This window comes from Geminocystis sp. CENA526 (assembly GCF_050753365.1).
Lineage (GTDB): Bacteria > Cyanobacteriota > Cyanobacteriia > Cyanobacteriales > Cyanobacteriaceae > Geminocystis.
This window is the reverse complement of sequence record NZ_JBLZFY010000026.1, coordinates 18,878-44,734: the sequence shown is the minus strand read 5'-3', so window position 1 is coordinate 44,734 and position 25,857 is coordinate 18,878. Positions and strand designations below refer to the sequence as shown.

Below are 25,857 nucleotides of genomic sequence, written 5' to 3'. Positions count from 1 at the left end.
AGAATACAACTTAATAAACAAAATAAAAATAGCCAACAAATGATTGGTAAAGTTGAAGATAACAGTTTGATAAAAAGACAAGGAAAAGCATTTGAACCACCTTTAGATGAATATATAAAAATTACCAGAGATGAGCGTATTGCCCAACATGATGAACTGATAAATAGTTGTTTTGGAAGTAATAAATAATGATGAGTATTAATAAAATTTGTCTTGATGCTAGTTTCGTAATTCGTTATTTGAGTCAAAATAATTCTGATTCTATTTATGTTCAAAAGTTACGAGAATGGCAGGAAAAAAATTATACTTTGATAGCACCCACCTTGATAATGTATGAAGTTACCAATGCTTTTCACCGTGCTGTTATTGCAGGGCAAATAACTGAATCTGAAGCCAAAAATTTCCTAGAAGAAGCTATGGCTTTAAATATTAATTTTTATGGAGATAAAGACTTGCATAGAGATGCAATGAAACTAGCAAATTTATTTCGTCTTCCTGCTACTTATGATGCCCATTATTTAGCTTTAGCTAATCGTTTCAGTGTGGAATTATGGACTGCCGATTCTCGATTATATAATTCTGTTTCTGCTTCTTTGTCGTGGGTTAAATTAATCTAAAATTATGCTAATTTTTGTTAGCTTACTGATTGTCTTGCAATATTTTATTAGTCTAAAGTACAATAATAAATAATCATTAAATAATCTGTCATTGTAAGGCAATCTTTTTGTCATTACAAGGTAATCTTTTTTTTGTCATTGCGAGTGCTAACGAAGCAATCTCTCTTACTTTTATACCCTGAGATGCCTTCACGATCGAACTCCATGACACCAATACCGTCCGAAGCAAGGTAACAAAGCAATCTAAAGCAATCTTATTCGCCATGACCGCCATTTTGCTTTACACTTAAAATAATTACAAGTGCTAAAGTTTATGAGTGACGATCGCCGCCTAATTGAAGACTACATCCCCATAGCTGAAATATCCAAAGAATCCGCTAGAGAAAAGTCGATTCGTAAAGGACATATTTCTACACTACATTTATGGTGGGCGAGACGACCATTAGTAGCGGCACGGGCGGCGGTTTATGCTTCCCTTATTCCTGCACCAGAAACTCCTCAAAAACGCACGGCATTAAGTAAGGCGATGATTGATTTGTGTAAGTGGGAAGCGGATGAGAATACCATAAACAAAGCGAGAAAAAGTATTTTAGAGGCACAGCGAGACAGATTAGGTTTACCTGCTAATACGCCCTTAAAAGAAGTACCACCGCCGAAGGTGTTGGATATGTTTGCAGGGGGTGGGGCGATACCTTTGGAGTCGTTGCGGTTAGGGTGTGAAACCTACGCAGTTGATCTCAATCCCGTTGCCCATATCATCGAACTTTGTACTCTGGTTTATCCCCAAAAATACGGTAAGCAGTTGGCTACGGAAGTGGAAAAGTGGGGTAATTGGGTTATTGAGAAGGTGAGAGCAGAAATTGGCGATTTATACCCAGAGATTAAGATAGGGGAAGATATAGAGCCTTCCCATGAGCAAGGGGAGTTAGATTTAGGGGATATAGTCAAAACTAAGCCAAAACAGTTAAATTTAAGTTTATCCCAAAGGCTTGTACCCGTTGCCTATTTATGGACTCGCACGGTAAAATGTCCTAATCCTGAATGTGGGGCGGATGTGCCTTTAGTGCGTCAAACTTGGCTTTGTAAGAAGTCGAAAAAGTATATAGCTTTGAAAATTAGTCCTAACCATCAGACTAAGAAGGTAGAGTTTAAAGTAGTGGAAGCCACAACGGCTAAGGATTTGGGTTTTGATCCTTCCCTCGGTAGTTCACGGGGTAACTCTACTTGTCATCATTGTGGCACTACTATTAATGTCAAGCAAGTGAAAGAAGAAGGAAAAGCTGGAAGAATCGGACATCAGTTAATGGCGATCGTCTGTACAACTCCTGACGCTCAAGGTAAAACTTATCTCTCCGCTAATGATTTTCAGCAATATATCCCCGATGAGGAAGCCATTAAGCAACGGTTAGATAAACTTTGTCAAGATACTGGTTTAACTATACCTGATGAACCTTTACCCGATTATGGTGTTTTAGGTTTTCGTGTGCAACCCTACGGTTTAGTTAAATGGTATCAGTTATTTACATCTCGTCAATTACTCTCTTTGATGACGTTTGTTAAGTGGGTGCGGTTAGCTTATGAGGAAATGATGGAAGTTGGGGATTCGGGGTTGGGAGTTGGGGATTCGGAGTTAGGGAATAATGAAAGTGGCGATCGAACCGTCATAGCGAACACTTCCCCTTCTGTCATTGCAAATAATTCTCCTTCTGTCATTGCGATCGAAGTGAAGCAATCTCAAGGTTTTTTGCAGAATAAAGGGATTGCTTCGGGGGAGAGAAACTTTACTAATGAAGACTTAACTGGAAATACCCTTCCCAATGACGGTAATGTTGTCATGGCGATCGACAGTGAAGCCATCTCAGAGTATCAAAATAAAGGCGATCGCTTCGTACCTCGTAATGACGATGAAAATAGCACTTCTGATAATCCTAATGATAATGCGGCAGTCTCGAAAATTGTTAAGGGCATAAACAGTAATAATCATGAAGATAATATCGTTAAGGATTCCATTTTTAAAACTGGTAGTTGGCAATCTGAGGAAGAAAAACAAGAGTTTGCAAAGGCAGTTACTACTTATTTGGGCATTCTGTGCGATAAACAAGCCATGTTCAATAGTTCATTAACTAGATGGCATAATCATCAAGAAAAAACTTGTCCAGTATTTTCAAATCAGGCTTTACCTATGGTGTGGGATTTTTCTGAAATAAACCCTTTTGGTAATGCTTCTGGAAATGCTCAAAGTGGATTAGGATATATCAATAATTTCATACAAAATAACACACTACAAAAAGATAATATTCAAAAAGAGGCGAATGTATTTCGTTATTCATCAACAAATCTTTCATTACAAGAAAAATATTTAGACGCAATAGTAACAGATCCACCTTACTTTGATAGTGTACCCTATGCCGACTTATCAGATTACTTCTATGTCTGGTTTAAGCGTAGTATTGGAAGTTTTTACTCTGAACACTTCTCTAGTCAACTGACACCGAAGAAAAAAGAGGCAATCATGGAAGCATCACGGCATGGGGGAGATAAAAAAAAGGCATCTCAAGCGTATGAAGACATGATGCACCAAGCCTTCTGTGAAGCCAATCGAGTTTTAAAAGATTATGGTATCATTGTTGTTGTTTATGCTCATAAAACTACATCAGGCTGGACAACCTTAATAGATTCCCTGAGAAGGGCTGGATTTATGATTACCGAAGCCTTCCCCCTAGATACAGAAAAAGCGGGAAGATTGAGAGAGCAAAATTCCGCCGCCCTTGCTTCGAGTATCTTTTTAGTTGCCCGTAAACGAGTTTCAAAAAATGTCATACCAAACTCATTTTCTTCTGTCATAGCGAACGACAGTGAAGCTATCTCAGAGTCTCAAAATAAAGGAGATTGCTTCGTTTACACTCGCAATGACGGTGGAGATTGCTTCGTTTACACTCGCAATGACGGTGGAGATTGCTTCGTGCCTCGCAATGACAACCTAGTGGGTGATTATGCCATGGACGTACAACCCCAATTAAGGGAAATAGTGCAAGAAAGGGTTAAAACCTTGATGAATGAGGGCGTTAGCGGTGCAGATCTCGTTATAGCTTGTGTTGGTGCAGGATTAAGAGCCTATACCCAATATGACACCGTAGAACTGCCCAACGGGGAAGAATTAGAAGCTAGTACCTTCCTAGACGAAGTGCAGAAAGAAGTAGCGGAAACCATCCTCAAAGAAGTATTAGGATGTGACCAAAAAGGCGTTTCTGCGGTGGATAAACCCACTCAATACTATATCCTAGCCCGTTATGAGTACGGAGAAGCAGTAGTAGAATTTGACGAAGCCAACACTTTAGCTAGGGGTGTCGGTGTGGAATTAGACGGCATAGGAGGCTTAACCGATGGTAAAACCGCCCTTATCAAGAAGGATAAAAATAAAATTCAACTGCGTAACTACCTAGACAGGGGAAACCATGAAACATTAGGCATTCGAGCCGATACTTTAGGCAAACAGGAATTTAACCAAAAATCCCCCCCTTACTCAAGGGGGGCTAGGGGGGATCAAACATCCTTTACTCAAGGGATACTAGGGGATGAGGTTAATTCATCTTCTGGTAATGGGGGTTGGGGAGATCAAACATCTTTTACTCAAGGAATGCTAGGGGGTGAAGTTGATTCGTCAGAAACCAATACTAAACCGAAAAAAGGTCAAAAAGGTGATACTACTGTGAAACGAAGTACGACTTACGAACCTACCCTAATCGACATTTTACACCGTTTATTATGGTTAGCAGAACATAAACCGTCAGAAATTAATAATTATCTCGCCCTAGCTCAACCAGACGGCAATAAACTTAAATTAGTAGCCCAATCCTTAGCAGGAAGAGCATTAACAGGCAATGTTACCCCATCAACCACAGGAGAAGGGGAAGAAGGAGATACCCTCACCCAACCCTCTCCCACAGGAGAAGGCTTAAGTAGAAGTGCTGAACAAAAGGCTATAGATACATTATTAGCATCATGGAAGCGCTCGATCGAAGATAACTTATTCACCAGAGGAGGAGGTTAAATGATGATTTATTAAGTCATTGCGAGGCACGAAGCAATCCCTATTGTTATTGCGACAATCTTTCTTTGTTGTCATTGCGAGGTACGAAGCAATCTCTATCAGTCATTGCGACAATCCCTGTTGTCATTGGGAGGCACGAAGCAATCCCAAACGTCATGGCAAGACACAAAGCAATCTCTTATAATTAACCGTATAAGTACATAAACGGTAAACTAAAAATAAAATCGGTTTCTAAAGGTTATGGATGCAATCACTTATACTCAAGCTAGAAAAAACTTTACTGGTGTAATGAATCAGGTTTGCGAAAATCATGCCCCAATTATCATTACCCGTCAATCGGAAAAACCAGTAGTAATGATGTCTCTTGAAGATTATAGTGCGATAGAAGAGACATTATATTTATTACGGAGTCCAAAAAATGCCCAACGACTTTATAAAGCATTAGGAGAATTAAAACAAGGAAAATACGAAAATCATGACTTAATAGAAGAAGAATAAAAACCATGAAAATTTCTTTTTTAGAAGACGGTTGGCATGATTATTTATATTGGCAAAATCAAGATAGAAAAACTCTAAAAAGAATTAATCAAATCATTAAAGATATAGAAAGAAATCCTTATGATGGTATAGGCAAACCTGAACCCTTAAAGTTTAATTTTAGTGGATTATGGTCAAGACGTATTAATCAAGAACATCGCTTAATTTATCAGGTATTAGACGATGAGATTATTATTATTCAGTGTCGTTACCATTATTAATTATCATACTCAAAGAGCAAAAATTACTGCTCCTATCTATCATAACCTAACTCTAGGGTCTAACCATGAATAACTTAAATCCGCAATTAGGTTAAATATCACAATTAAAATACCATAAATCATAGCGATCGACATGACTACTGGTGTATCACTACGATAAATCGATTCAATCAATAAAGCGCCAATACCGGGGATACGAAAAATTTGCTCTGTCACTAACGCACCAGTGAAGATACTAGGAATATCTAAGGCAATGAGAGTGACAACAGGTATTAAAGCATTACGCAAAATATGATTGATAACCACTTTAGAAGTGCTTAATCCTTTACTGTAAGCCGTGCGTACATAATCATGGCTTAATTCTTCCGTGACGGACGATCGCATAAATCGCATTAACACCGCCGTTTGGTATAAACTTAAAACTAGAATGGGCATTAATGATTGTTTTATTTGTTGAAAAAAGCTGTTTAAATCCGTTACTTTTAAATTGCTATCGTAAATAAAAGGCAACCATTTTAATTGTACACTAAAGATAATTATTAACAATAATCCCGTGAAAAAAGGCGGTATAGAATAGCCAAAAAGTGCGATCGAGGTGAAGATATTATCTAGTAAAGAATAGCGCTTAATCGCTGAAATTAAACCCATAGGAATAGCAAGAATAACGCTAATTAAATAGGCTAAACCCACAATCATTAAAGTATTAGGAAGACGTTGTAAAATTAAATCTAAGACTGGACTTCGGCTTGTAAAAGAGTAACCTAAATCCCCTCGAAAAAAAGCAAATAACCATTTAAAATAACGAATATAAATAGGTTGATCTAAACCTAAAGATTTTCTAATATTTTCCCTTATTTCCGCAGTAATATTAGGATTAGAACCAAACTCACTTAAAGGATCACCCGGAGCTAGAGCTAATATAAAAAATATTATCACACTAATAGCCAATAATGTGGGTAAAGAAATCAGAACTCTTTTGATAAAATAATTCATGGAGAATTGAGAATAAAGAATGAAGAATGCAGAATTAACACTCAATTTTTTTACGTCTTACTCCTTACTTTTGTCTATCTTTATCAATAATTTATCATAGTCAAAGTCAAAAAACCTTATTTTAAGTCAAAAACACTCTCAACGATCGACTTTAACACATTAACTACCACACTATTCCCGAATTGTTTATAAGCCATATTATTACTATTACTAAAAATAAAATCATCGGGAAACCCCATAATTCTCGCACATTCTCTCGGTGCTAATTTCCTAATTTTACCATTAATTAAATAAATACCAGTCTTCGCCCCAATACCGCCTCCATAAGCCGATAAAGTGATAGCGTGTCCATTTTGATGATAAATTCTTTCACCCTGCCCACCTTTATTAATCGTACCAATTCTAATAGGTTTTTGCGGATAATTTCCTAAAATATCTCTAGTTATTCCTAAATTGTCCTTAATTTTTATATCCATTCTATTAATAATAAAATCTTTAGTTTCTGAGTAATCTAAACAAAAATCGATTAAACTTGTTGCCTTACCATAACTATTAGGAAAAGTAAATTTTTTAATGTTTAAATTTTTTTTAAAACCTAAAATATAGATTCTTTCTCGCTTTTGAGGTACACCAAAATTAGAAGCATTTAAGACTTGATAAAAAATATCATAACCAATTTCATTTAAAGTATTTTTCACAACTTTTAAAGTTTTACCCTCATCATGTCTAGCAAAATTTTTGACATTTTCTAAGATTAATAATGACGGTTGATGATATTTAGCAATTCTCACTATATCAAAAAATAAAGTCCCCCTAGTATCATTAAATCCTAATTGTTTTCCAGAAATACTAAAGGCTTGACAAGGAAAACCCGCACACAAAATATCATGACTAGGAATCTCATTTTCGGGAATAATTGTTATATCTCCTTCGGGTAAAATACCGTAATTTTTTAAGTAAATTTCTTGACAATATTTATCCCATTCGGAAGCAAAAACACACTTAGCACCATAATAACTTAATGCTTGATGAAAACCACCAATTCCTGCAAATAAATCGATAAAAGTTTTTCCTTTTAATAAGTTCATTATTCTATTATTATAAATATGCCAATAGCTACGATGAAAATCTGAGTAAACTATAAGATGATTAAAAAGCCATTACAAAAGATTTATCGAGATAAACTTATTAATGTAATTTTATGATAAAAACAAGGGTTCGATCGAGCTATTGATTATAAATTTTTGGTGGTTTTGCAATACCAAGTTTAATCAATTGGCTTTCTAATTCTTTGATAAACTGACTATCTTGTTGATAAATTTGCTCATTGCCACTAGGATAAAGGGGTTTTTTTTCTAAAAACGAAAATGCTTGACGAAATTCGAGGGGATTTGCTTTAAAGGGTGCGTCAAAATGAGCAGGAATAATTTGCTCAAAATCCCATGTCGCAATATAATTCGCCCAATTAATCACATCTTTTGGCGCTTGGGGTAAAATTAACGTCTCTAGTATGGGTGCAACTAATAATCTTTCTTTGATGGCTTCAAAGGATTTTTGCCACTGATTGCGCCATCGGAAAGGGTATAAGCCAAAATAGTTACGATTCGATCGATCCTTCGCCTTGAATGCCTCTTGAATTAGTTGTTTGAGGGGGGTTGTATCAATCATGCTAGGACGAAAATAAAGGGCAAATAAACAGATTCTGTGCCATCCTTTCAGACGATTTTCTGGGGTATTTTCCAGATTATCTAAAGCGGATTCTCTACCATGAAAAAGCAAGGGAAAAGGATTTAATTCAATAATTTTCGGCAGATAATAGGGAATTTTGACAACACTATCCGTAACTAATAAAGTCTTAGAACTTTTATGTAAGAAAGCGACTTCCACAAACGAACCTTGACTCAAATCAATATCTAAAATGTGATACTTAAATTCATCAGCAAAAGGTGACTCAGTATAATCGAGGGGTAAAATTTTCGTGCGTTGGGGCGGAAAACCAAGCCATGTTAAGGGTAAATTAACAGGAAAACTCCATTGACTAGGCGCACTCCACACTTCGGCAGTGGGAAAGTAACGGGAAAAAGGACCGACAAATATTTTATGTTCTAACCCTGAACTGGTAGAGTGAATGATATATTTAACTTTTCCGTGCTGATTTTCTAATTCCCTCACAAGGTTAACACATTCAGCAGTAGGGGCGATCGGACAATACACCAATAAACCACCCTTAGCTAATTTTACGATCGTCATGCGAATTGGCACAACGGCATATAATAAACCGTGAGGTTGCTCAAATGTCCAAAGGGCATCTTTAACTATTTCTTCTCTAACAGTGGGGCGCTGTTGATAAGGGTAAAGGGGTAAAACAAACCAGTATCGCCAATGTTGTGCTTTTTTTTCACTTCCCATAAAAAGAATTAAGAATGCAGAATGGAGAATGAAGAATTAGAAATGCAGAATTGAGAATTACTTATTACCTATTACCTACTTCTTACTTAATTCCTAATAATTCTACGTCAAAAATTAAGGTTGCATTGGGGGGAATCACACCTCCTGCACCTCTGCTTCCATAGCCTAAATCGGGAGGAATGATTAAAGTGCTTTTTGTTCCTACATTCATGTTGGCTACTCCTTCATCCCATCCTTTGATAACTTGCCCTACCCCAATGGTAAAGGTAAAGGGTTGATTTCGATCGAGAGAGCTATCGAATTTTTTGCCTCTTTTAAAGCCGTCTTCGGCTAAATAACCCGTATAATGTACCGTTACTTTTTGCCCTCTTTGGGGAGTAACTCCTTCTCCGCTAGTAGTTTCAATATACATTAAGCCTGTGGAGGAGGTTTGTGCGGTTGATAAATCTATGTCCATATTTCCTTGAGGTTTTAATTTACTTGCATCTGCCATTAAGGTTGATTTTGCAGATACATTCTGAGTAAGTGTAACATTATTTGTCCCCATTTCCGAAGCGATGGCTTCTGGTTTACTGTTGTTAAAGATTAGGGAAATGATCAAAAATCCTGCACAGACAAAAATAATTCCAAAACTAAATATAATTGGCTTCATTATCAATAAAATTTTATGGTTAAGTTCAGTTATTAATTGTCCATCAGAATCAATCTTTTGTCTATCTAAGTAGGGTTTGCTTTATCGTCTTTTGATAAACATAGGAAAAAGGGTATCTCGACTACGCTCGATAACCAAGGAATACAAAAACACCAAAGGTTACAAACAAGATTGCTCATTAACAATTTTACCATCGGCAAAGTGAATAACTCTTTTGGTTTGTTCTGCTACATCGTGTTCGTGAGTTACTATAATAATAGTCATTTTCTCCTCATTTAGTTGACGAAATATTTGCATAATTTCCTTTGTGGTTTCGGAATCGAGCGCCCCTGTCGGTTCATCTGCTAATAATATTAAAGGATTATTGACGATTGATCTTGCAATAGCAACCCGTTGTTGTTGCCCCCCTGAAAGCTGATTTGGTTTATTATTAAGACGATGTTTTAAGCCCACTTTGGTTAAAGCTGAAATTGCCCGTTTTTTTTGCTCTACAGGAGAAACATCTGCATAAATCATGGGCAGGGTGACATTTTCTAAGGCACTTAACTGAGGTAAAAGGTGAAATTGTTGAAAAATAAAACCTATCTGCAAATTGCGCACTTTAGCTAATTGTTTACTGGAAAAAGAAGCGACATTTTTGCCATTGAGATAATAATTACCCGATGTAGGTCGATCGAGACACCCCAAAATATTCATCATGGTTGACTTTCCCGAACCTGATGAGCCCATAATGGCACAATATTCACCCTCTGTTATCTCCAGATTTACTCCTGAGAGGGCATGAACTTCAATTTCTCCACTACCGTAGGTTTTATATATGTTTTCTAATTTAATCATTCAAAGAAAGGAAAATTTACTATGAATATATCGAGAAAAGAACAAATTAAATTATTAAGTAATATGAAAGATGAAGACATTGATTTTAGTGATATTCCTGAGACTGATGCAGAGTTTTGGGCAGATGCAAAAATTGATTACCCGAATAAAAAGAGTCTTAAATCATTTGTGAGAAAATTAAACTAAGTTCCCCCTTTGTTTAAGGGGGGTTAGGGGGGATCATATTCTCAATTTGAATTTAATTTTCCGTATTTATTTTCATAGTGACGCATAATCGATTTTACCTTGATTTCGATCGAATCTTGGGCAGGATAAGTTAAAGTTAACCCCCCCACTTGACTTTGTAAATAATCAAAATTTGTCGCTGTTTGGGGTAACAAATCGGCGTTTACCCCCTCAATTTGGCGAAAATGGGCTTTCATTTCTCGATATACCGCTAAGGGTAGTCGATCGAGCGTTAAGGTAATACTTTTTGTTGTGGGTTCGATCGTGGTATTAGACAATGTACTTAAAACCTCCTTTATATTGTTTATTTATTTTAATTATCTCCATTCTTCTAAACTCATATCTATTTTTTCTGTGGTGTTAAACTCAGGTGCATTAGCCACAGTACCTCTAAAAAGAGTAGTTCTACCGGGTAACAAAGATCGTGCTTCTTGTACTGTTTGAGTACCTCTAGTTATATCTCCTTGTGACAAACCTTGAAATACAGCATTAAAAGAAGGTAGCTGTCTATTCCCAATGCTCAAACTAAAAACAAGCTCTCTAACTTTTAAAGTTCTTTCTGTATTATTACAAATAATGCCTGAAATTTCAATATTTTCTCGCGCTGCAACGACAGCTTCATTAGACTGACTGGTAACAACTTCTCTACGGGGGATAATATCTTCTATTTTTATTAATTTAATACCGTTATTTTCAGGCTGAATAATATTAAACTGTTCTTTTCTCAAATTTAGCTTAAATGCTTGAGTTTGTGTTGCTTCAGATGCTTGAGTTTGGGGTTGTTCTCCTACCCTTCTCACAATAGGTGTTCCATCTGGTAAGGTAAATACAACACCTCCTGATAAACCACCACCTGAAAAATTAACAAAACTAGGAAGCGAAGCCAAAGTAATATTTGGTTGTAAATTATAAGCACCAATTTGTCTAACGAATAAAACATTGTTGTCATAAACAATCGATTCACCTTCTTGTATTTGGCGAACTCCTGTTTCATCTCCCAGTTTGATTAAGGCTTGATTTCTGCCATTTACATTGATAACTCCCACAACGGTAATATTTGGCTCTGGAATCGAAATCTCTTCTATTAAGTTTTCAGTTTCACATAAATTAGGAGCAGAAGACATTTTACCATCTGCACCTATACGTCCAGCACCAGTTCTTTGATTAACCTGATTACCAGAGATACCTCTATTTCCCGTTGCTTGATTTGTAATTGTTACCTCTTGCATCTCAATGGTGGGTGCTGGTGTTCTGACAATAGCTCGATCGAGTTGAGCGAAAGGAATAGTTTGATCTTCTCTAACCCGAATTATAGCAGGAGGACTAATAGAATTAAAAGGATTGTTTCTGCCCTGCTCAATTTGTCTTAATCTTTCTTGGGGAGTCGTGGCAGGAATTAAGCCCCCCGTGCTGATTGCCCCTTGATTATTGTCTGTCGTCTCAGGAGTTTCCGTTACTTCTGGGGTAGGAGTAGGTTGAGGGGGAATGGGAGTAATAGATATATCATCGCTTCCGCCACCGAATAAACCACATCCCGTTAACAAAAATACACTCGATATTACTAATAAAGATATTTTGTTCATATTAAATAAATTTTAAAATAATTAAGTTAAATTATACTCATCAACTAGAATTAACAACAAGAATTTGAGAAATCCATTAATTACAGTCATTTATCAAAACCCTTCACTTTTTATTTTCCTGTTAGTAAGCAGGAAATAACTTATTCACAATCCATGCCACAGGAATCATAGGAATAGCTGGAATTAAACAAATTAACCACTGAGATAAATCTAACATTTCCGTTTTAAATAGATTATTCATTAAAGGCACTTGACTAAAAACAATTTGCAAAAATACTGCCCCACTAATGCCCAAAACAATGGCAGAAGTATTCTTAAAGGGAGAAACACCCGAAGGGTTTTTTTTGTTAGAAAAATCAGTTATTTGACTCAGGCTTAATAAGTAGATAATTCGTGCGGCAACAAGGGCTTGAATTGCCATAGTTCGAGCTAAAGCTAGATTATCATAAGTGTTATTTACCCATTCAAACATACCAAAAATTAAAATCCAGTTAAATATAGAAATAGCAACGACTCTTTTAAGGAGATTTCCCGATAATAAGGCTTCATTGGGGTTGCGAGGACTGCGTTTCATCAATCCAGAAGATTTAGGCTCAAAGGCAAGAGGTACAGTCATGGTGACAGAATTAATCATATTTAACCACAATACTTGTAAAGATAAAATAGGTAAATCTCTGGCTAACAAAACACTAATTAAAATTGTCATGGATTCTCCCCCATTCACAGGCAAGAGAAAGGCAATGGCTTTTTGTAAATTTTGATAAACTGTGCGCCCTTCTTCCACCGCCGCCTCAATGGAGGCAAAATTATCATCCGTCAATAGCATATCAGATGATTCTCTTGCTACATCTGTTCCTCCTTTCCCCATAGCAATACCGATTTGAGCTTGTTTCAACGCAGGGGCATCATTAACGCCGTCTCCTGTCATCGCTACGACATGGCCTTCATTTTGCAGAATTTCCACTAACTGCAATTTTTGTTCCGGGGCAACCCTTGCAAATACTACTCCATCACTAACGGCTTTTTCTTGCTCATGGGCTTCCATTTTGGCAATTTGTCGCCCTTCATAAGCTAATAATTGCCCATTTTTGTTAATTCCTAATCTCTGTGCGATCGCCCTTGCGGTGGTGACATGATCTCCAGTAATCATTTTTACTTCGATTCCAGCATCTTGACAAGCCTTTACTGAGGCAATAACTTCGGGGCGAGGTGGATCGATCATGCCCTGCAATCCCAAGAAAGTCAAACCAGTTTCAATATCTTCATGATCAATAGAGTGTTGATGGTGAGGGGTAACTTTTCGGGCAAAAGCCAAGACTCGTAACCCCTGAGAAGCCATCGATTCCACTTGTTGATTAATTAAGTTAGGATCAAGGGATACTAAATCCCCATTAAGATTATAACCCTGTTGACAACGCTCTAAAACTTTTTCTACTGAACCTTTAACGTAGATTATTCGCTCAGTGTTTTGATGATGATTACTGACATCGTGCAAGGTAGCCATATATTGATACTCCGACTCAAAGGGAATCGAGTCTAAACGGGGATATTCATTATTCATTGCTGACTGACTTAAACCAGCTTTCGAGGCAACGGTAATCAAAGCCCCTTCTGTGGGGTCTCCTACTACAGACCAATTTTTCTGATTATGCTCTAAATAGGAATCATTACATAATAAACCGCATAATAAAGTCTCTTTGAGAGCAAAAGGTAAATCTTCGACAATTTCCGTTGATTCAGGGCTTAAAATGTCTCCTTTGGGGCTATAACCACCTCCTGTGACAGTATGGGTTTGCTCTCCTGTGTAGATGGCTTGTACTGTCATTTGATTTTCTGTTAAAGTTCCTGTTTTATCGGAACAAATTACCGTTGCACTACCCAAAGTTTCCACCGCAGGTAATTTACGAATAATGGCATTTCGAGAAGCCATACGATTTACCCCAATGGCAAGGGTAATGGTAACAACGGCGGGTAAACCTTCAGGAATGGCACTCACGGCTAATGCTACCGCCCCTTCAAACATCTCGACTAAATCTTGCCCTCTGCCGATTCCCACAAAAAAGGTGAAACTAGCTACACCGAGAATAACATAAAGTAAAATTTTGCTAAATTCCCCAAATTTACGGGTTAAAGGTGTCATTAAGTTGACTTTTTTCTCCATTGATTGAGAAATTTTCCCTACCTCAGTATTTTCTCCCGTTGCCACTACGATTCCTTTTCCTTGTCCAAATGTAACAAATGTACTCGCATAAGCCATATTGAGGCGATCGGCTAAAGGAGTATCTTCTTCTAAAATATTAGAGGATTTTTGTACAGGCACGGATTCTCCGGTGAGGGCGGATTCATCTACTTGTAAGTTACGCACGTTAAATAATCTTACATCTGCGGGAACTTTATCCCCTGACACCAATAAAACTATATCCCCCGGCACTAAATCCCTTGATGGTAAACGAATTTTTTGACCTTCTCGAAATACTGTTGCTTCCGTTGTTACTGCTTTTGCCAAAGATGCGATCGCCCCCTCTGCTTTTGCCTCTTGCACATAACCGATAATAGCATTAATCAGAGTTACACCCCAGATAACCCAAGCATTTGTCCAAGAATTTAAAAAAGCCTTAATTGTACCTGCAATAATGAGAATGTAGAGTAGAGGTTGATTGAATTGTAAAAGAAAACGCAACCAAGCAGGAGTTGGCTTCTTTGGCTCTAGCTCGTTTCTACCGTATTGTTCATAATATTGAGCAACTTGTTCGGTGGTTAAACCCCTTTCTAAATCACTATTAAAAATTTGACTAATTTCTTTCTCATCGATTTGATAATAGTTTTTTTGAATAGTTGCACTCATAATTAATTTTATCTGTTTATCTTTGGTACTGAGTAAATTGTAGCAAAAGAAACAAAACTACTGTAGGAGTGAATTTTTTTGATTTTTAAACCTGAAACCTGAAACCTGAAACCTCCAATCAATAACTTTTGCCATTGCCCATTGCCCTTCTTAATTCTCAATCCCTTCTATCAAAGCAGAATAATCTCCATCGGTAAATCCTTTTTTCACCGCTTCACGGACGATCGAACCTACTCCTTGTAAGCCTATGGTATTTAATTCCAGAGTTTGAGCAGAATCGAGGAATAAATTAATATCTTTTTCAAGGTGTTTAGTAGGAAAATTCGGGTTATCATAATTTCGATCGATCATGCGAGTTAATTTTTTATCGAAAGTAGGAGCATATAAAGCACTATGGCGTAAAATGTCCATAAAAGTATCTGTATTTACTCCTTGTTTTTGTAGGTAAGTCAAACTCAAGGCAAAAGTCGCTGTTAACCCTGCAATCATCTGATTCAAAGCCAATTTTAACGCCGAAGCCTTGCCTACTTCTCCAATTAACAACGGATTCGGACTATAATTTTTTAGTAACCATTGCCATTGAGTAAATTGTTGATTTGTCGCACCTACCATTACCAACAAATCTCCTGTTTTTGCTTCGGGGATGCTTCCTAACACGGGCGCTTCTAAATATTCTCCTCCCTTGTTTTCCACTTGCCACAATAGTTTTTTACTCTCATCGGGGGAAATTGTACCCATTTGAATCAGGGTTTTTCCTGTTAAATCTTTGTCACCTATAACCTCTTGAATTGCCTTAAAATCCGCTAACATCAAAATTAAAACATCGGCAAATTCGATCGAATCTTGTATATTGCTCGTAACGGGAACATTTATTTGTTTTAAAGGCTCTAATTTTGCAGGAGTGCGATTATAGGCAATTACTGGTATATTTGCTTGAACTAATTTTAATGTCATGGGAGTACCCATTAATCCCATGCCCAAAATTCCTACTTTTTTCATAATTTTGTTTTTTAATCTATAATCAATTTTGTTAATTATCCAGTTATTTTAAGATGTATTTAAACAACCTCAAAAATCATTATTCCTATCATTTTAATCAATTTATCAATGGTTTTTCTTTAAAACAGACTAGATATTCTCAACATATTTTCAGTTTTGTTTTAGTTAATATCGGATTAAATTTGTTATTTAATAATCCTTTATTAGCTCAAAATGCTCCTTTAATTCCCGTAGAAACTTTGCCCATTCAAGTATTAGATGAAAGGTTATTTAGTCGGGATAAACAGGCATTAATCAGATCGATCGATCATAGTTTAAAATATCTTAATACTGAAAAAGCCAAAACCGTTTACGCTAATTATCCCATACCAGAGTTCAGTCGTGAACGAGTCATCGCTTCCCTAAGACGTTTTCGACAATTATTAGTTAATTCTAGCAACGCGCAACAATTACAAACCGCCGTAGAAAGGGAATTTCGTTTTTATCGATCGATCGGTTATAATGGACAGGGTACAGTATCCTTTACAGGTTATTTTCAGCCTTTATACCGTGCCAGTCGTCAAAAAACCGATGTTTACCGTTATCCTCTTTATCGTAAACCCAGTAACTTCGATGCTTGGCAAACTCCTCACCCTACCAGAAAAGCCATTGAAGGAGAAGACGGTTTAGGCAACAATAGTATTTTACAAGGAAACGAGTTAGTTTGGTTGAGCGATCGACTTCAAGCCTATCTAGTGCAAGTGCAAGGTTCAGCAAAATTGCAACTAACAGATGGTACAATTATGACGATAGGCTTTAATGGCGCAACGGATTATCCTTATGTCAGTTTAGGTAAAGAGTTAATTCAAGACGGCAAAATCCCCGCCGATGAGATGAGTCTTCCCCGTTTAATGGCATATCTGGAAAATAACCCCGATGAGTTAAGCGTCTATTTACCTCGCAATAATCGCTTTATCTTCTTTCAAGAAACAGGAGGGCAACCTGCAATCGGTAGTTTAAATGTACCTGTCACCGATGGAAGATCGATCGCTACCGATAAGTCTATCATGCCTCCCGGTGCATTAGCGTTAATTTACACTCGCATTCCTCAAGTAAATAGTAATAACCAACTAGAAACTCCCACAGTAAGCCGTTTTGTGCTGGATCAAGATACAGGAAGTGCCATCAAAGGAGCAGGTAGAGTGGATATTTATTTTGGCACGGGAGATATAGCCAAAGCCAAAGCAGGGCTTGTAGATTGGACGGGAGACTTGTACTATTTATTATTAAAGTAAACTTAATCTGTTATCAATAAATTTTATGGATATTTTGTTGGGTTACGCTATCACTAACCCAACCTACACCTAACTTATCACAGCTATTTTTTCAACATAACTATAGCATCTTTATCCTGTTTAAAATCAGATAATTTAAGCCCAATAATCGCTTCTATTAGCTTGGGGTTCATCTGTACGATCGAATCGCTTAACTCGAAAGTTTCAAATCCCGCAGGAAAAATTAACAGAAAACTAGCAGTTTCATCTCCTACGGCTTCGGACCAATGAGTCCAACCTTGTGGTACAAAGAAGATATTACCCGGTTCTAAAGTTTCTTCAAAAACCTTACCTTTACTGTCAATAACTACTGTTTTCGCCTTTCCCGATAACAAAATCTGTTCTTCCCAAGTATCATGCCAATGAGGAGTACGAGAAGCACCTGATTTGATTTCTACCCTTGCCGAATCATTTTGGGCGATGGGAAAATTTTTCTTGCGACAATAGGCAACCATCCCCGCATCATAATTATAAACCTCTACATCCCTAGGTTCACAGGCAAATCTCATTCGATCGGTTTCCATCGAAGCACTAATGACTATCGGTTGTTTTAATACAGATATATCGGTTTTTGTAAATACGTCAGATTCTTTGATATTAGGAGGCAAAAACACCTCTATTTGAGGTTGATTTTTGTTATTTAACGATGATGATTCATTGATGGATTGTGCCTTTAATCCGAAGGAAAAAATCGCTATAGTAATTACGACACAACAAACATATAGCAATAGCTTTTTGATTTTCATAATATATTTTGACAATATTGACAATATTAAGTTAAATTAACCAAATTAACTTAGATGATGTATGATAATATCAAAAATTATCGAGGATAAAAGAATTGAGTCGTAACTATCTATTTACGTCCGAGTCCGTTACAGAGGGGCATCCGGACAAAATTTGTGACCAAATCTCCGATACAATTTTAGATGCTTTGTTAACAGAAGATTCTTCTAGTCGTGTGGCGGCGGAAGTGGTTGTTAACACAGGTTTAGTTTTGATTACTGGAGAAATTTCATCAAAAGCCCATGTCAATTATATTGATTTGGCTCGTAAAAAAATCGCTGATATTGGTTATACTGACGCTGGTAATGGCTTTTCTGCGGATAGTTGCTCAGTTTTAATCGCTTTAGATGAGCAGTCTGCGGATATTGCCCAAGGGGTTGACAAAGCCCAAGAACAACGGGAAAATCTCAGTGATGATGAACTCGATCGAATCGGTGCGGGGGATCAAGGTATCATGTTTGGATATGCTTGTAATGAAACTCCTGAGTTAATGCCTTTACCCATTAGTTTGGCTCACCGCATGGCAAGACGTTTGGCGGTGGTGCGCAAATCTGGGGAATTACCCTATTTAGGACCCGATGGAAAAACTCAGGTTACGATCGCCTATGAAGATGGTATTCCTGTGGGTATCGATACTATTTTGATTTCCACCCAACACAGTGCCACCATTGGCAATATTACGGATAACAATGCCATTCAAGCTACTTTAAGGGAAGCAATTCAAGAGGTAGTGATTAGCCCTGTTTTCCACGATTTACAACTGCAACCAACGGATAAAACTCGTTTCTTACTCAATCCTACTGGTAAATTTGTAATTGGAGGTCCTCAAGGAGACTCAGGCTTAACGGGACGTAAAATTATTATCGATACCTATGGCGGTTATTCTCGTCATGGTGGCGGTGCATTCTCTGGAAAAGATCCCACTAAGGTCGATCGAAGTGCATCTTATGCTTGTCGTTATGTGGCTAAAAACATTGTAGCGGCTGGTTTAGCTTCTAAGTGTGAAGTGCAAGTTAGTTATGCCATCGGTGTTGCTCAACCAGTAAGTATATTTATTGAAACCTTTGGTACAGCGACCGTTCCCGAAGAAAAATTATTACCCTTAGTCAAAGCTAATTTTGATTTACGTCCTGCTGGTATTATTCAAATGTTCAATTTGCGTTCTTTACCTGCTCAAAGAAACGGACGTTTTTATCAAGACGTAGCAGCCTACGGACATTTTGGACGGACAGATTTAGATTTGCCTTGGGAAAAAACCGATAAGGCTTCCTTACTCAGAGACTCCATTAGTCAGACATTATCGATCGTCTAATTAGGGGTTGTCTCATAGTCTTTTTCTGAAGGTAAGTAATAAGTAATAAGCTAGAACGCATCTAAGTTTACTGATTAAGAGAGGGAAAAGGGAAGAGGGAAGAGTTAAGAGGTAAGAGTTGTAGTTATTTTCAAGAATTAATAAAAAATGTAAGTTAAATGTGTCTTAGCTTAAAAAAGTGTGCAGTTTTCACAATTTTTGGTCAAAAACAGGGTATTTTAAATCTTATTGCTTACAATATAGCTAAAGAAAACTCTGGCTAATTTAATCAGTTTACACCAACCATTTTTCTCGATCGAAGGACATAATTAGAAATTGCTGGTCGATCGGTTATAAGGTTAGCTTTTAGGTTTAAGCATAATATTTAGCTATTTATTTATGATTCAGTTAAAATAAATTCCACATAATGTTTTTTCTGTGCCAATCGGTTTTAACCATGTTAAGATGTTTTCCAGATTATACTCCCTATGTATAAATACATATATTTTAAAAATTTAAAACTATATCTATGATATGAAAAAAACTAATGAGCAGGATAAAAATCAGGAAAGTAACAACTCCTTAATTAAAGACTTAAAAGAATTATTGACTTATATTACTCCTCGTCGCAGAGTACAAATGATTTTTCTGCTACTTTTGATGATATTATCTTCCCTGAGTGAAATGATCAGTGTGGGCTCTATCTTTCCCTTTTTACGAGCATTAAGTAATCCAGAAACTCTTCTGAACAATTCCAAGTTACAATCTATTTTAAAAATTTTTGGCATCGCCAATTCCACCGATTTAGTGACAAAATTAGCAATAATATTTATTATCGCAGTAGTTGTAGCTAATAGTTTGCGCCTTCTTACCTTGAATTATCGGATTCGGTTTGCTTCCGCTCTCGGTGCTGATATTAGTAATGAAGCCTATCATAAGACTATCAGGCAACCTTATAGCTTTCATCTTACCCATAATTCTAGTGATCTCATTCAAACCGTTAGTGTTGATACAGATTCACTTACCCAGAGTGTTCTAAACCCTTTAGTTGCTTTTCTTAATGATATACTCATTGTTCCATCCCTTATCATAACTTTAATGTTGATTGATGGTGTAATTGCTTTTACCACAGCATTAATTATTGGAGGGGCTTATGTTTTGATTTATCGCACTCGTCAAAAATTACTAAAAAGAAATAGTAAGATTGTAACGGAATCTGGACAAAAGAAAATTAAAATTGTACAGGAAGGAATCGGTGGAATTAGAGATATATTATTAAGTAAAGTACCTCAAAAACCAAATAAAACTTCTACAGTGCCAAAAGTCGCCATTTTATAAAATCTATCCTCCCAACATAAACTGTTTAACAGTAAATTCAAGAATAAATATTAGCCATACGAGAAAATTTTGTTATTTTAGAATCCCCAAAGCGGCTAATTCAACGGTGATAATTTCTCTATTTAATGCTGAATATGAAAACCTTGATTTCGAGATTTCTGATAATCATTCCAACATAAAATCACAAATATCAAGGATAAAATCGCAAATGTATGATCATCCTTCTTCTTTGTCTGTAAAACAGTTGAAAGAGTTATTAGACAATTACTATAAGTTTACTTTTGTGAGAAATCCCTACACTCGATTTCTTTCCTGTTTTCTTGATAAAGTGAAGCGTCCTGAAGCTGAACAAAGAAAAATGATCTGTAACTTTCTGAAAAAATCATCAAAAGAAAATATTAGTATCCATGATTTTTTGGACTTTTTAGAATATAAAACAAATTTGAATTGTAACGCTCATTGGTGTTTGCAAAAGGATATTCTCCTTTTACCAAAAGAAAAAATAGATTTTATCGGTAGAGTTGAAAATCTCCAGCAAGACTTAATCACTGTAATGCAAGTAATTTTTAACAAGGAAATAGATGATCAAATTGTTAACATCAAAAGTCATTCTACTGGAGCGAATAGCAAACTTGCAATGATTTGTGATCCTGAAATCAAGGAAAGAATTTTTAAAATATATGAGGCTGACTTTGAATATTTTGAATATTCCCAAAAACTTGAATTGTAATAATCAGTTATAAGTTTTGATAATTATCTTATTCTAAAATGGTATCTTTAACATTTATTCCTCATTCTAAAAATAATGGCTGTCTCATGTTCATCATTTTGTTTCTGTTAAACTGAAATATTAGGGATGGTTTGATTTTCCATTAATTTTTAACAAAAATGTGCCATAATCATACTGTTTAAATTGCACCCCAATTGTTATTATTTATTCTTTCATAAAATAAAAATATGAAAATCAACTTGGATCAAAAAATAAAGCAAAAAAATCTCCCAGAACTTATTACAAGAAAAATTAAAAACAATACGCAAAAAACTGTCAACTATATTTCTGATAAATCAGGATTGTCTTTACTCTTGGCAAATTTATTTACACCATCTAATCAAAATGCAGTGTTTATTTGGATTCCAAAAACTGCTGGAACAAGTTTATTTAATCTACTCAATAACAAGTTTTCTTGTCCTAAATTAAAAGAGGCTAGATGGGTAAAATCTCGTTTTCCCAACAAGGGAGTGGTTACGTTTGGACACATGGACTATTCTCAACTGGTGGATACGGGCTTGGTTTCCTCAGAATTTAATGATTCTTCTTTCAAATTTGCCTTTATGAGAAATCCTTACGATCGAGCTGTATCCCTTTATTTTTATCTAAAAAAACAAGCTCCTCTGGATTCTCCCATGGATAAATTGAGTTCTTTTTTGGATTTTTGTTACTATATTTCTGAAAATTCGATCGTGCCTCGTACTCAATTAAAGAAAACTCTGGCTAATTTAATCAGTTTACATCAACCATTTTTCTCGATCGATCGGCATAATTAGAGATTGTTTAGCCTTAATTCTTATGAAAAAAATCTGGAATTAGAACAAGTAATCATTTTTCTGCGTAGAGATACTTCCCCCTAAGTCTTTGAGGAGAGTTTTCAACTAGGTAAGACAACCCATTATTATCGGGTGATTAGGATTTGGGAATGTGATCCCACTCCGTTACTATCTAAACCAGAATTGTTACCATTAGCGGTATTAGCAAAAAGTGAAAAACCAGAAATGCTATTATCTCAGGTAGCGGAAAAAGTCAACGCCATTGAAAATCAACGACAAAAAAGCAACATTTCCGCTTGTGTGGAATTGTTGGCAGGTATCAACTATTCGGAGGAATTAATCAAAATGTATTTACACGATGATATTTTAAAAGAATCGGTGACATATCAAAGAATCCTTAGTGATGGTTTTGAAAAAGGCGAAATTGCTTTAGTAAGTCGTCAACTAAAAAAACGATTTGGTGAGGATTCGGAAACCATTAAACCCCGTCTCAGTACCTTATCTGTAGAGCAATTAGAATTATTCGGAGAAAGTCTATTTGATTTTAGTTGTTTTGAAGATTCGATCGACTGCTTAAATAATCTGAATTAAATTAAGTTTATCTGTTTTAAATACTAAATATTTTTCCTCAAAATAAAAGGAGAATTAAACATCATGGCAACATTACTAGAAAATCGTCCAACACAATCTAATCAATTAGTTTTAGACGGAATTAGTTGGGAAAAATTTGAGCAAATAGAAACCATATTTCAAGATATTGAAGGAGTAAGATTTATTTATTTAGATGGAGAATTAGAAATTATTATGAGTCCAAGTCAAGCCCATGAATTCATCAAAAGTCTTATTGGTAATTTACTGGAAACTTACATGAGGCACAAGGGCATTAGATTCTATATGTGGGGAAGTACAACTTTAGGTAGCAAAGAAATAACAGGAAGAAAAGAACCCGATGAATCTTATAATATTTATAGCAAAAAAGATATTCCCGATTTAATTATTGAGGTAATTGTCACCAGTGGGGATATTAATATCCTAGAAATATATCGTCGAATTGGTATCCCTGAAGTGTGGTTTTATGAAGATGGTTTATTAACAGTTTATAGCTTAAAAAATAGTCAGTATATTAAAATAAATAACAGTGAATTATTACCAGAATTAAGGCTAGAAACTTTAACGAAATATATAAATTATCATGATCAATATGATGCCGTTACTGAGTTTATTGATGAGCTAAAATAAATAATACTCACTAAGCTCGATCGAATGGTTAAATAATCTTAATTAAATTATATGAGTTACGATAGTATTCTCAAATTCCTCATTGATGAATATACAAAACCGATTTTAAGTTGGTTATTAAACCGAGAAATTAACGAGTCGATCGAAATGCTACCTACGGAATTAAATATAGAACCCATTAGAGCCGATGGAGTATTCTTTTTACAAGTAGGGAATAAAATTATTCATCTGGAATTTCAAACTCGCCCAAAATCAGAGCCCCCTTTACCCTTAAGAATGTTAGATTATTGGGTAAGATTGTATCGCCTTCATAAACTCTATGAAAGAAATCTGGAATTAGAACAAGTAATCATTTTCCTACGGCGAGATACTTCTCCCAAAGTGTTTGAGGAAAGTTTTCAAGTAGGAAATACAACCCATTATTATCGGGTAATCAGAATATGGGAATGTGATCCCACTCCCTTATTATCTAAACCAGAATTGTTACCTTTAGCGGTATTAGCAAAAAGTGAACAACCAGAAATGCTATTATCTCAGGTAGCAGAAAAAGTCAACGCCATTGAGAATCAACGGCAAAAAAGTAATATTTCCGCTTGTGTGGAACTATTAGCAGGTATTAATTATTCGGAGGAATTAATCAAAATGTACTTACACGACGATATTTTAAAAGAATCCGTCACTTTATCAACGAATGTTAAAAACAGAAGCGATCGCGCCTTTTTAAAGACAACGGAGATAAAACAGATCAATCTAATTTTGTAGTAACAAATAAAATACAAAGGAGACAAGCCATGGTTGCGATTGCTGAAATAAAATCTCAAATAACCTTAAAAGAGTTTTTAACACTTCCTGAAACGAAACCTTACAATGAATACCTTAATGGAAAAATACAACAAAAACCCATGCCTCAAGGAGAACATAGCACTTTACAAACAAGATTAGTAACAGTAATTAATGAAGTTGCTTTACCTAAAAAATTAGCTCATGCTTTTACTGAACTACGATGCACTTTTGCTGGTAGTTCTATTGTACCAGATATAAGTGTTTTTACTTGGGAGCGTATTCCGAAAACCGAAAAAGGTAGGATTGCTAATCGTTTTGAAATTGCTCCCGACTGGGCGATTGAGATTTTATCTCCCGAACAATCTGCTAACAAAGTGATCAAAAAAATTATGTTTTGTATGAGTAAGGGATCACAAATAGGGTGGTTGATTGATCCTGAAGATGAATCAGTGATGATATTTAAACCTAATCAATTTCCAGAGATGAAATCTGAAGACAACATTTTACCAGTTTTAAATAGTTTACAAGAGTTACAATTATCCGTTCAAGAAATGTTTACTTGGTTAGATATTAATTAATATGTTGTCTTTTTAATTTGTCACTTTTTTAAAAACATGAGGATAAATGGTTATGACAAACAAAATAACGATCGAATTGCTCTCAGAATTCGCCTTCAAATTGACCAATCAGGCTCTGGAAAAACAAATTACTCTTGAAAATATGATTATCAATCTCTTGTCCCAAATCAGTAGAACAATTAGAATTATTCGGAGAAAGTCTGTTCGATTTTAACACCTTTGAAGATGCGTGCGCGCAGCGTGCCTTTGGCATCGACTGGTTAAATAACCTGAATTAAATTAAGTTTATCTGTTTTAAATACTAAATATTCCCCCTCATAATAAAAGGAGAATTAAACATCATGGCAACATTACTAGAAAATCCTCAAACACAACCCAATAAATTATTTTTACATGGTATTACTTGGAATCAGTTGCAAAATTTAGAAAGTAGTTTTAATGATATTGCAGGAGTTAGACTAATCTATTTAGATAGGATATTAGAAATTATGATTTTAGGAACAGAGCATGAATATTATAAAAGAACTATTAGCCTATTATTAGATGCTTATTTAAGAGCAAACAATATTAGATTTTATAGTGGCGGTAGTGCAACTTTAGGTAATAAAGAAATAACAGGTAGAAAAGAACCCGATGAATCCTATAATCTATATACAAAAAAAGATATTCCTGATTTAATTATTGAGGTAATTGTTACCAGTGGTGATATTAATATATTGGAAATATACAGAAGAATAAGTATTCCAGAAGTTTGGTTTTATGAAGATGGTTTGTTAACAGTTTATAGCCTAAAAAATAACCAATATTTTAAAGTAAATAAAAGCAAATTACTGCCTGAGTTAAACTTAGAAACTTTAACGAAATATATAAATTACCATGATCAATATGATGCGGTAACAGAATTTATTAATGAGTTAAAGTAAATATGGTAAATAAAAGTGATCGCACTTTCCCTTAATTCTCATAGATGAAAAATATTGATTATGATGGTATATTAGGTTGATCATGTATGGAA

The 25,857-nt window shown here is 35.6% G+C and carries 26 protein-coding genes and 2 pseudogenes; 17 read left to right on the top strand and 11 right to left on the bottom strand.

The window, feature by feature from the left end:
- Together ACN4EE_RS09565 and ACN4EE_RS09560 are read left to right on the top strand one after the other, a co-directional pair.
- On the top strand, nucleotides 1-189 hold a 189-nt coding region (locus ACN4EE_RS09565; RefSeq protein ID WP_431706209.1), incomplete at its 5' end, for a hypothetical protein.
- A complete protein-coding gene (locus ACN4EE_RS09560) occupies nucleotides 189-617 on the top strand; it encodes a type II toxin-antitoxin system VapC family toxin (protein WP_431706208.1) in 429 nt (142 codons plus the stop codon). The genes ACN4EE_RS09565 and ACN4EE_RS09560, both read left to right, overlap by 1 nt.
- An 88-nt stretch (nucleotides 618-705) precedes the next feature.
- Here the strand turns inward: ACN4EE_RS09560 and ACN4EE_RS09555 are convergent, their stop codons facing one another.
- Nucleotides 706-882 (bottom strand): hypothetical protein, encoded by a 177-nt coding sequence (locus ACN4EE_RS09555; RefSeq protein ID WP_431706207.1) that lies wholly within the window; start codon nucleotides 880-882, stop codon nucleotides 706-708.
- Between the two features lie 48 nt (nucleotides 883-930).
- Between ACN4EE_RS09555 and ACN4EE_RS09550 the strand changes: the two genes are divergently transcribed.
- The 3 genes from ACN4EE_RS09550 to ACN4EE_RS09540 all read left to right on the top strand — a co-directional run bounded on the left by ACN4EE_RS09550 (nucleotide 931) and on the right by ACN4EE_RS09540 (nucleotide 5,426).
- Nucleotides 931-4,668, top strand: coding sequence for a DUF1156 domain-containing protein (locus ACN4EE_RS09550; protein ID WP_431706205.1), 3,738 nt, complete (start codon nucleotides 931-933; stop codon nucleotides 4,666-4,668).
- 240 nt (nucleotides 4,669-4,908) lie between these two features.
- Nucleotides 4,909-5,166, top strand: a complete 258-nt coding sequence (locus tag ACN4EE_RS09545) for a type II toxin-antitoxin system Phd/YefM family antitoxin (RefSeq protein ID WP_431706204.1) — start codon at nucleotides 4,909-4,911, stop codon at nucleotides 5,164-5,166.
- Between the two features lie 5 nt (nucleotides 5,167-5,171).
- The gene (locus ACN4EE_RS09540) at nucleotides 5,172-5,426 is read left to right on the top strand and encodes a Txe/YoeB family addiction module toxin (protein ID WP_431706203.1); all 255 of its coding nucleotides are present in this window, start codon (nucleotides 5,172-5,174) and stop codon (nucleotides 5,424-5,426) included.
- Nucleotides 5,427-5,465: 39 nt separating this feature from the next.
- On the opposite strand, the gene ACN4EE_RS09535 is transcribed toward ACN4EE_RS09540, so the two are convergent.
- From ACN4EE_RS09535 to ACN4EE_RS09515, 5 genes are all read right to left on the bottom strand, one after another.
- Nucleotides 5,466-6,419: an ABC transporter permease gene (locus ACN4EE_RS09535; RefSeq protein WP_431706202.1), complete on the bottom strand. Its 954-nt coding sequence runs from the start codon at nucleotides 6,417-6,419 to the stop codon at nucleotides 5,466-5,468.
- A 116-nt stretch (nucleotides 6,420-6,535) separates the two neighbouring features.
- The gene (locus ACN4EE_RS09530) at nucleotides 6,536-7,507 is read right to left on the bottom strand and encodes a DNA cytosine methyltransferase (protein WP_431706200.1); all 972 of its coding nucleotides are present in this window, start codon (nucleotides 7,505-7,507) and stop codon (nucleotides 6,536-6,538) included.
- Between the two features lie 139 nt (nucleotides 7,508-7,646).
- Nucleotides 7,647-8,828 carry a DUF4336 domain-containing protein gene (locus ACN4EE_RS09525; protein ID WP_431706199.1) on the bottom strand — a complete coding sequence of 394 codons (1,182 nt, stop codon included), beginning with the start codon at nucleotides 8,826-8,828 and terminating at the stop codon, nucleotides 7,647-7,649.
- A gap of 82 nt (nucleotides 8,829-8,910) precedes the next feature.
- Entirely contained in the window at nucleotides 8,911-9,480 is a 570-nt protein-coding gene (locus tag ACN4EE_RS09520; RefSeq protein WP_431706198.1) for an FKBP-type peptidyl-prolyl cis-trans isomerase, read from the bottom strand.
- A 159-nt stretch (nucleotides 9,481-9,639) separates the two neighbouring features.
- Entirely contained in the window at nucleotides 9,640-10,317 is a 678-nt protein-coding gene (locus tag ACN4EE_RS09515; RefSeq protein WP_431706197.1) for an ABC transporter ATP-binding protein, read from the bottom strand.
- A 21-nt stretch (nucleotides 10,318-10,338) separates the two neighbouring features.
- Between ACN4EE_RS09515 and ACN4EE_RS09510 the strand changes: the two genes are divergently transcribed.
- The gene (locus ACN4EE_RS09510) at nucleotides 10,339-10,503 is read left to right on the top strand and encodes a hypothetical protein (RefSeq protein WP_431706196.1); all 165 of its coding nucleotides are present in this window, start codon (nucleotides 10,339-10,341) and stop codon (nucleotides 10,501-10,503) included.
- Nucleotides 10,504-10,544: 41 nt separating this feature from the next.
- On the opposite strand, the gene ACN4EE_RS09505 is transcribed toward ACN4EE_RS09510, so the two are convergent.
- From ACN4EE_RS09505 to ACN4EE_RS09490, 4 genes are all read right to left on the bottom strand, one after another.
- Nucleotides 10,545-10,820 (bottom strand): hypothetical protein, encoded by a 276-nt coding sequence (locus tag ACN4EE_RS09505; protein ID WP_431706195.1) that lies wholly within the window; start codon nucleotides 10,818-10,820, stop codon nucleotides 10,545-10,547.
- Between the two features lie 39 nt (nucleotides 10,821-10,859).
- Nucleotides 10,860-12,125, bottom strand: coding sequence for a hypothetical protein (locus ACN4EE_RS09500; protein ID WP_431706194.1), 1,266 nt, complete (start codon nucleotides 12,123-12,125; stop codon nucleotides 10,860-10,862).
- A 121-nt stretch (nucleotides 12,126-12,246) separates the two neighbouring features.
- Nucleotides 12,247-14,970 carry a cation-transporting P-type ATPase gene (locus ACN4EE_RS09495; protein ID WP_431706193.1) on the bottom strand — a complete coding sequence of 908 codons (2,724 nt, stop codon included), beginning with the start codon at nucleotides 14,968-14,970 and terminating at the stop codon, nucleotides 12,247-12,249.
- A gap of 150 nt (nucleotides 14,971-15,120) precedes the next feature.
- A complete protein-coding gene (locus tag ACN4EE_RS09490; protein ID WP_431706212.1) occupies nucleotides 15,121-15,996 on the bottom strand; it encodes an NAD(P)-dependent oxidoreductase in 876 nt (291 codons plus the stop codon).
- A 26-nt stretch (nucleotides 15,997-16,022) separates the two neighbouring features.
- On the opposite strand from ACN4EE_RS09490, the gene mltA reads away from it, so the two are divergent.
- Nucleotides 16,023-17,243, top strand: coding sequence for a murein transglycosylase A (mltA, locus tag ACN4EE_RS09485; RefSeq protein ID WP_431706192.1), 1,221 nt, complete (start codon nucleotides 16,023-16,025; stop codon nucleotides 17,241-17,243).
- A gap of 83 nt (nucleotides 17,244-17,326) precedes the next feature.
- Here the strand turns inward: mltA and ACN4EE_RS09480 are convergent, their stop codons facing one another.
- Complete coding sequence (locus ACN4EE_RS09480) at nucleotides 17,327-18,028, bottom strand: cupin domain-containing protein (RefSeq protein ID WP_431706191.1); 702 nt, start codon at nucleotides 18,026-18,028, stop codon at nucleotides 17,327-17,329.
- A 95-nt stretch (nucleotides 18,029-18,123) separates the two neighbouring features.
- On the opposite strand from ACN4EE_RS09480, the gene metK reads away from it, so the two are divergent.
- From metK to ACN4EE_RS09430, 10 genes and pseudogenes are all read left to right on the top strand, one after another.
- The gene (gene metK / locus ACN4EE_RS09475) at nucleotides 18,124-19,380 is read left to right on the top strand and encodes a methionine adenosyltransferase (RefSeq protein ID WP_431706190.1); all 1,257 of its coding nucleotides are present in this window, start codon (nucleotides 18,124-18,126) and stop codon (nucleotides 19,378-19,380) included.
- A 513-nt stretch (nucleotides 19,381-19,893) separates the two neighbouring features.
- On the top strand, nucleotides 19,894-20,697 hold the full coding sequence (locus tag ACN4EE_RS09470) for an ABC transporter transmembrane domain-containing protein (protein WP_431706189.1): 804 nt from the start codon (nucleotides 19,894-19,896) through the stop codon (nucleotides 20,695-20,697).
- Nucleotides 20,660-21,427 carry a sulfotransferase family protein gene (locus ACN4EE_RS09465; protein WP_431706211.1) on the top strand — a complete coding sequence of 256 codons (768 nt, stop codon included), beginning with the start codon at nucleotides 20,660-20,662 and terminating at the stop codon, nucleotides 21,425-21,427. The genes ACN4EE_RS09470 and ACN4EE_RS09465 overlap by 38 nt, the downstream gene beginning before the upstream one ends.
- A gap of 227 nt (nucleotides 21,428-21,654) precedes the next feature.
- Nucleotides 21,655-22,056 (top strand): annotated as a pseudogene (locus tag ACN4EE_RS09460) (sulfotransferase family 2 domain-containing protein); the annotation flags it as partial.
- A 93-nt stretch (nucleotides 22,057-22,149) separates the two neighbouring features.
- A pseudogene (locus ACN4EE_RS09455) lies at nucleotides 22,150-22,242 on the top strand (acetyl-CoA carboxylase, carboxyltransferase subunit beta); the annotation flags it as partial.
- 132 nt (nucleotides 22,243-22,374) lie between these two features.
- A complete protein-coding gene (locus tag ACN4EE_RS09450; RefSeq protein ID WP_431706188.1) occupies nucleotides 22,375-22,833 on the top strand; it encodes a DUF4351 domain-containing protein in 459 nt (152 codons plus the stop codon).
- Between the two features lie 63 nt (nucleotides 22,834-22,896).
- The gene (locus ACN4EE_RS09445) at nucleotides 22,897-23,481 is read left to right on the top strand and encodes a Uma2 family endonuclease (RefSeq protein ID WP_431706187.1); all 585 of its coding nucleotides are present in this window, start codon (nucleotides 22,897-22,899) and stop codon (nucleotides 23,479-23,481) included.
- A 51-nt stretch (nucleotides 23,482-23,532) separates the two neighbouring features.
- Nucleotides 23,533-24,243, top strand: coding sequence for an Rpn family recombination-promoting nuclease/putative transposase (locus ACN4EE_RS09440; RefSeq protein WP_431706186.1), 711 nt, complete (start codon nucleotides 23,533-23,535; stop codon nucleotides 24,241-24,243).
- Between the two features lie 29 nt (nucleotides 24,244-24,272).
- Nucleotides 24,273-24,842 carry a Uma2 family endonuclease gene (locus ACN4EE_RS09435; protein ID WP_431706185.1) on the top strand — a complete coding sequence of 190 codons (570 nt, stop codon included), beginning with the start codon at nucleotides 24,273-24,275 and terminating at the stop codon, nucleotides 24,840-24,842.
- A gap of 341 nt (nucleotides 24,843-25,183) precedes the next feature.
- Nucleotides 25,184-25,765 (top strand): Uma2 family endonuclease, encoded by a 582-nt coding sequence (locus ACN4EE_RS09430; protein ID WP_431706184.1) that lies wholly within the window; start codon nucleotides 25,184-25,186, stop codon nucleotides 25,763-25,765.
- Nucleotides 25,766-25,857 lie beyond the last annotated feature (92 nt).

What these genes read in the sequence shown, in the direction of transcription:
- ACN4EE_RS09560 (WP_431706208.1), top strand. Translation starts at nt 189, where the DNA reads ATGATGAGTATTAATAAAATTTGTCTTGATGCTAGTTTCGTAATTCGT.
- ACN4EE_RS09555 (WP_431706207.1), bottom strand. Translation starts at nt 882, where the DNA reads ATGGCGAATAAGATTGCTTTAGATTGCTTTGTTACCTTGCTTCGGACG.
- ACN4EE_RS09550 (WP_431706205.1), top strand. Translation starts at nt 931, where the DNA reads ATGAGTGACGATCGCCGCCTAATTGAAGACTACATCCCCATAGCTGAA.
- ACN4EE_RS09545 (WP_431706204.1), top strand. Translation starts at nt 4,909, where the DNA reads ATGGATGCAATCACTTATACTCAAGCTAGAAAAAACTTTACTGGTGTA.
- ACN4EE_RS09540 (WP_431706203.1), top strand. Translation starts at nt 5,172, where the DNA reads ATGAAAATTTCTTTTTTAGAAGACGGTTGGCATGATTATTTATATTGG.
- ACN4EE_RS09535 (WP_431706202.1), bottom strand. Translation starts at nt 6,419, where the DNA reads ATGAATTATTTTATCAAAAGAGTTCTGATTTCTTTACCCACATTATTG.
- ACN4EE_RS09530 (WP_431706200.1), bottom strand. Translation starts at nt 7,507, where the DNA reads ATGAACTTATTAAAAGGAAAAACTTTTATCGATTTATTTGCAGGAATT.
- ACN4EE_RS09525 (WP_431706199.1), bottom strand. Translation starts at nt 8,828, where the DNA reads ATGGGAAGTGAAAAAAAAGCACAACATTGGCGATACTGGTTTGTTTTA.
- ACN4EE_RS09520 (WP_431706198.1), bottom strand. Translation starts at nt 9,480, where the DNA reads ATGAAGCCAATTATATTTAGTTTTGGAATTATTTTTGTCTGTGCAGGA.
- ACN4EE_RS09515 (WP_431706197.1), bottom strand. Translation starts at nt 10,317, where the DNA reads ATGATTAAATTAGAAAACATATATAAAACCTACGGTAGTGGAGAAATT.
- ACN4EE_RS09510 (WP_431706196.1), top strand. Translation starts at nt 10,339, where the DNA reads ATGAATATATCGAGAAAAGAACAAATTAAATTATTAAGTAATATGAAA.
- ACN4EE_RS09500 (WP_431706194.1), bottom strand. Translation starts at nt 12,125, where the DNA reads ATGAACAAAATATCTTTATTAGTAATATCGAGTGTATTTTTGTTAACG.
- ACN4EE_RS09495 (WP_431706193.1), bottom strand. Translation starts at nt 14,970, where the DNA reads ATGAGTGCAACTATTCAAAAAAACTATTATCAAATCGATGAGAAAGAA.
- mltA (WP_431706192.1), top strand. Translation starts at nt 16,023, where the DNA reads ATGTATTTAAACAACCTCAAAAATCATTATTCCTATCATTTTAATCAA.
- ACN4EE_RS09480 (WP_431706191.1), bottom strand. Translation starts at nt 18,028, where the DNA reads ATGAAAATCAAAAAGCTATTGCTATATGTTTGTTGTGTCGTAATTACT.
- ACN4EE_RS09470 (WP_431706189.1), top strand. Translation starts at nt 19,894, where the DNA reads ATGAAAAAAACTAATGAGCAGGATAAAAATCAGGAAAGTAACAACTCC.
- ACN4EE_RS09445 (WP_431706187.1), top strand. Translation starts at nt 22,897, where the DNA reads ATGGCAACATTACTAGAAAATCGTCCAACACAATCTAATCAATTAGTT.
- ACN4EE_RS09440 (WP_431706186.1), top strand. Translation starts at nt 23,533, where the DNA reads ATGAGTTACGATAGTATTCTCAAATTCCTCATTGATGAATATACAAAA.
- ACN4EE_RS09435 (WP_431706185.1), top strand. Translation starts at nt 24,273, where the DNA reads ATGGTTGCGATTGCTGAAATAAAATCTCAAATAACCTTAAAAGAGTTT.
- ACN4EE_RS09430 (WP_431706184.1), top strand. Translation starts at nt 25,184, where the DNA reads ATGGCAACATTACTAGAAAATCCTCAAACACAACCCAATAAATTATTT.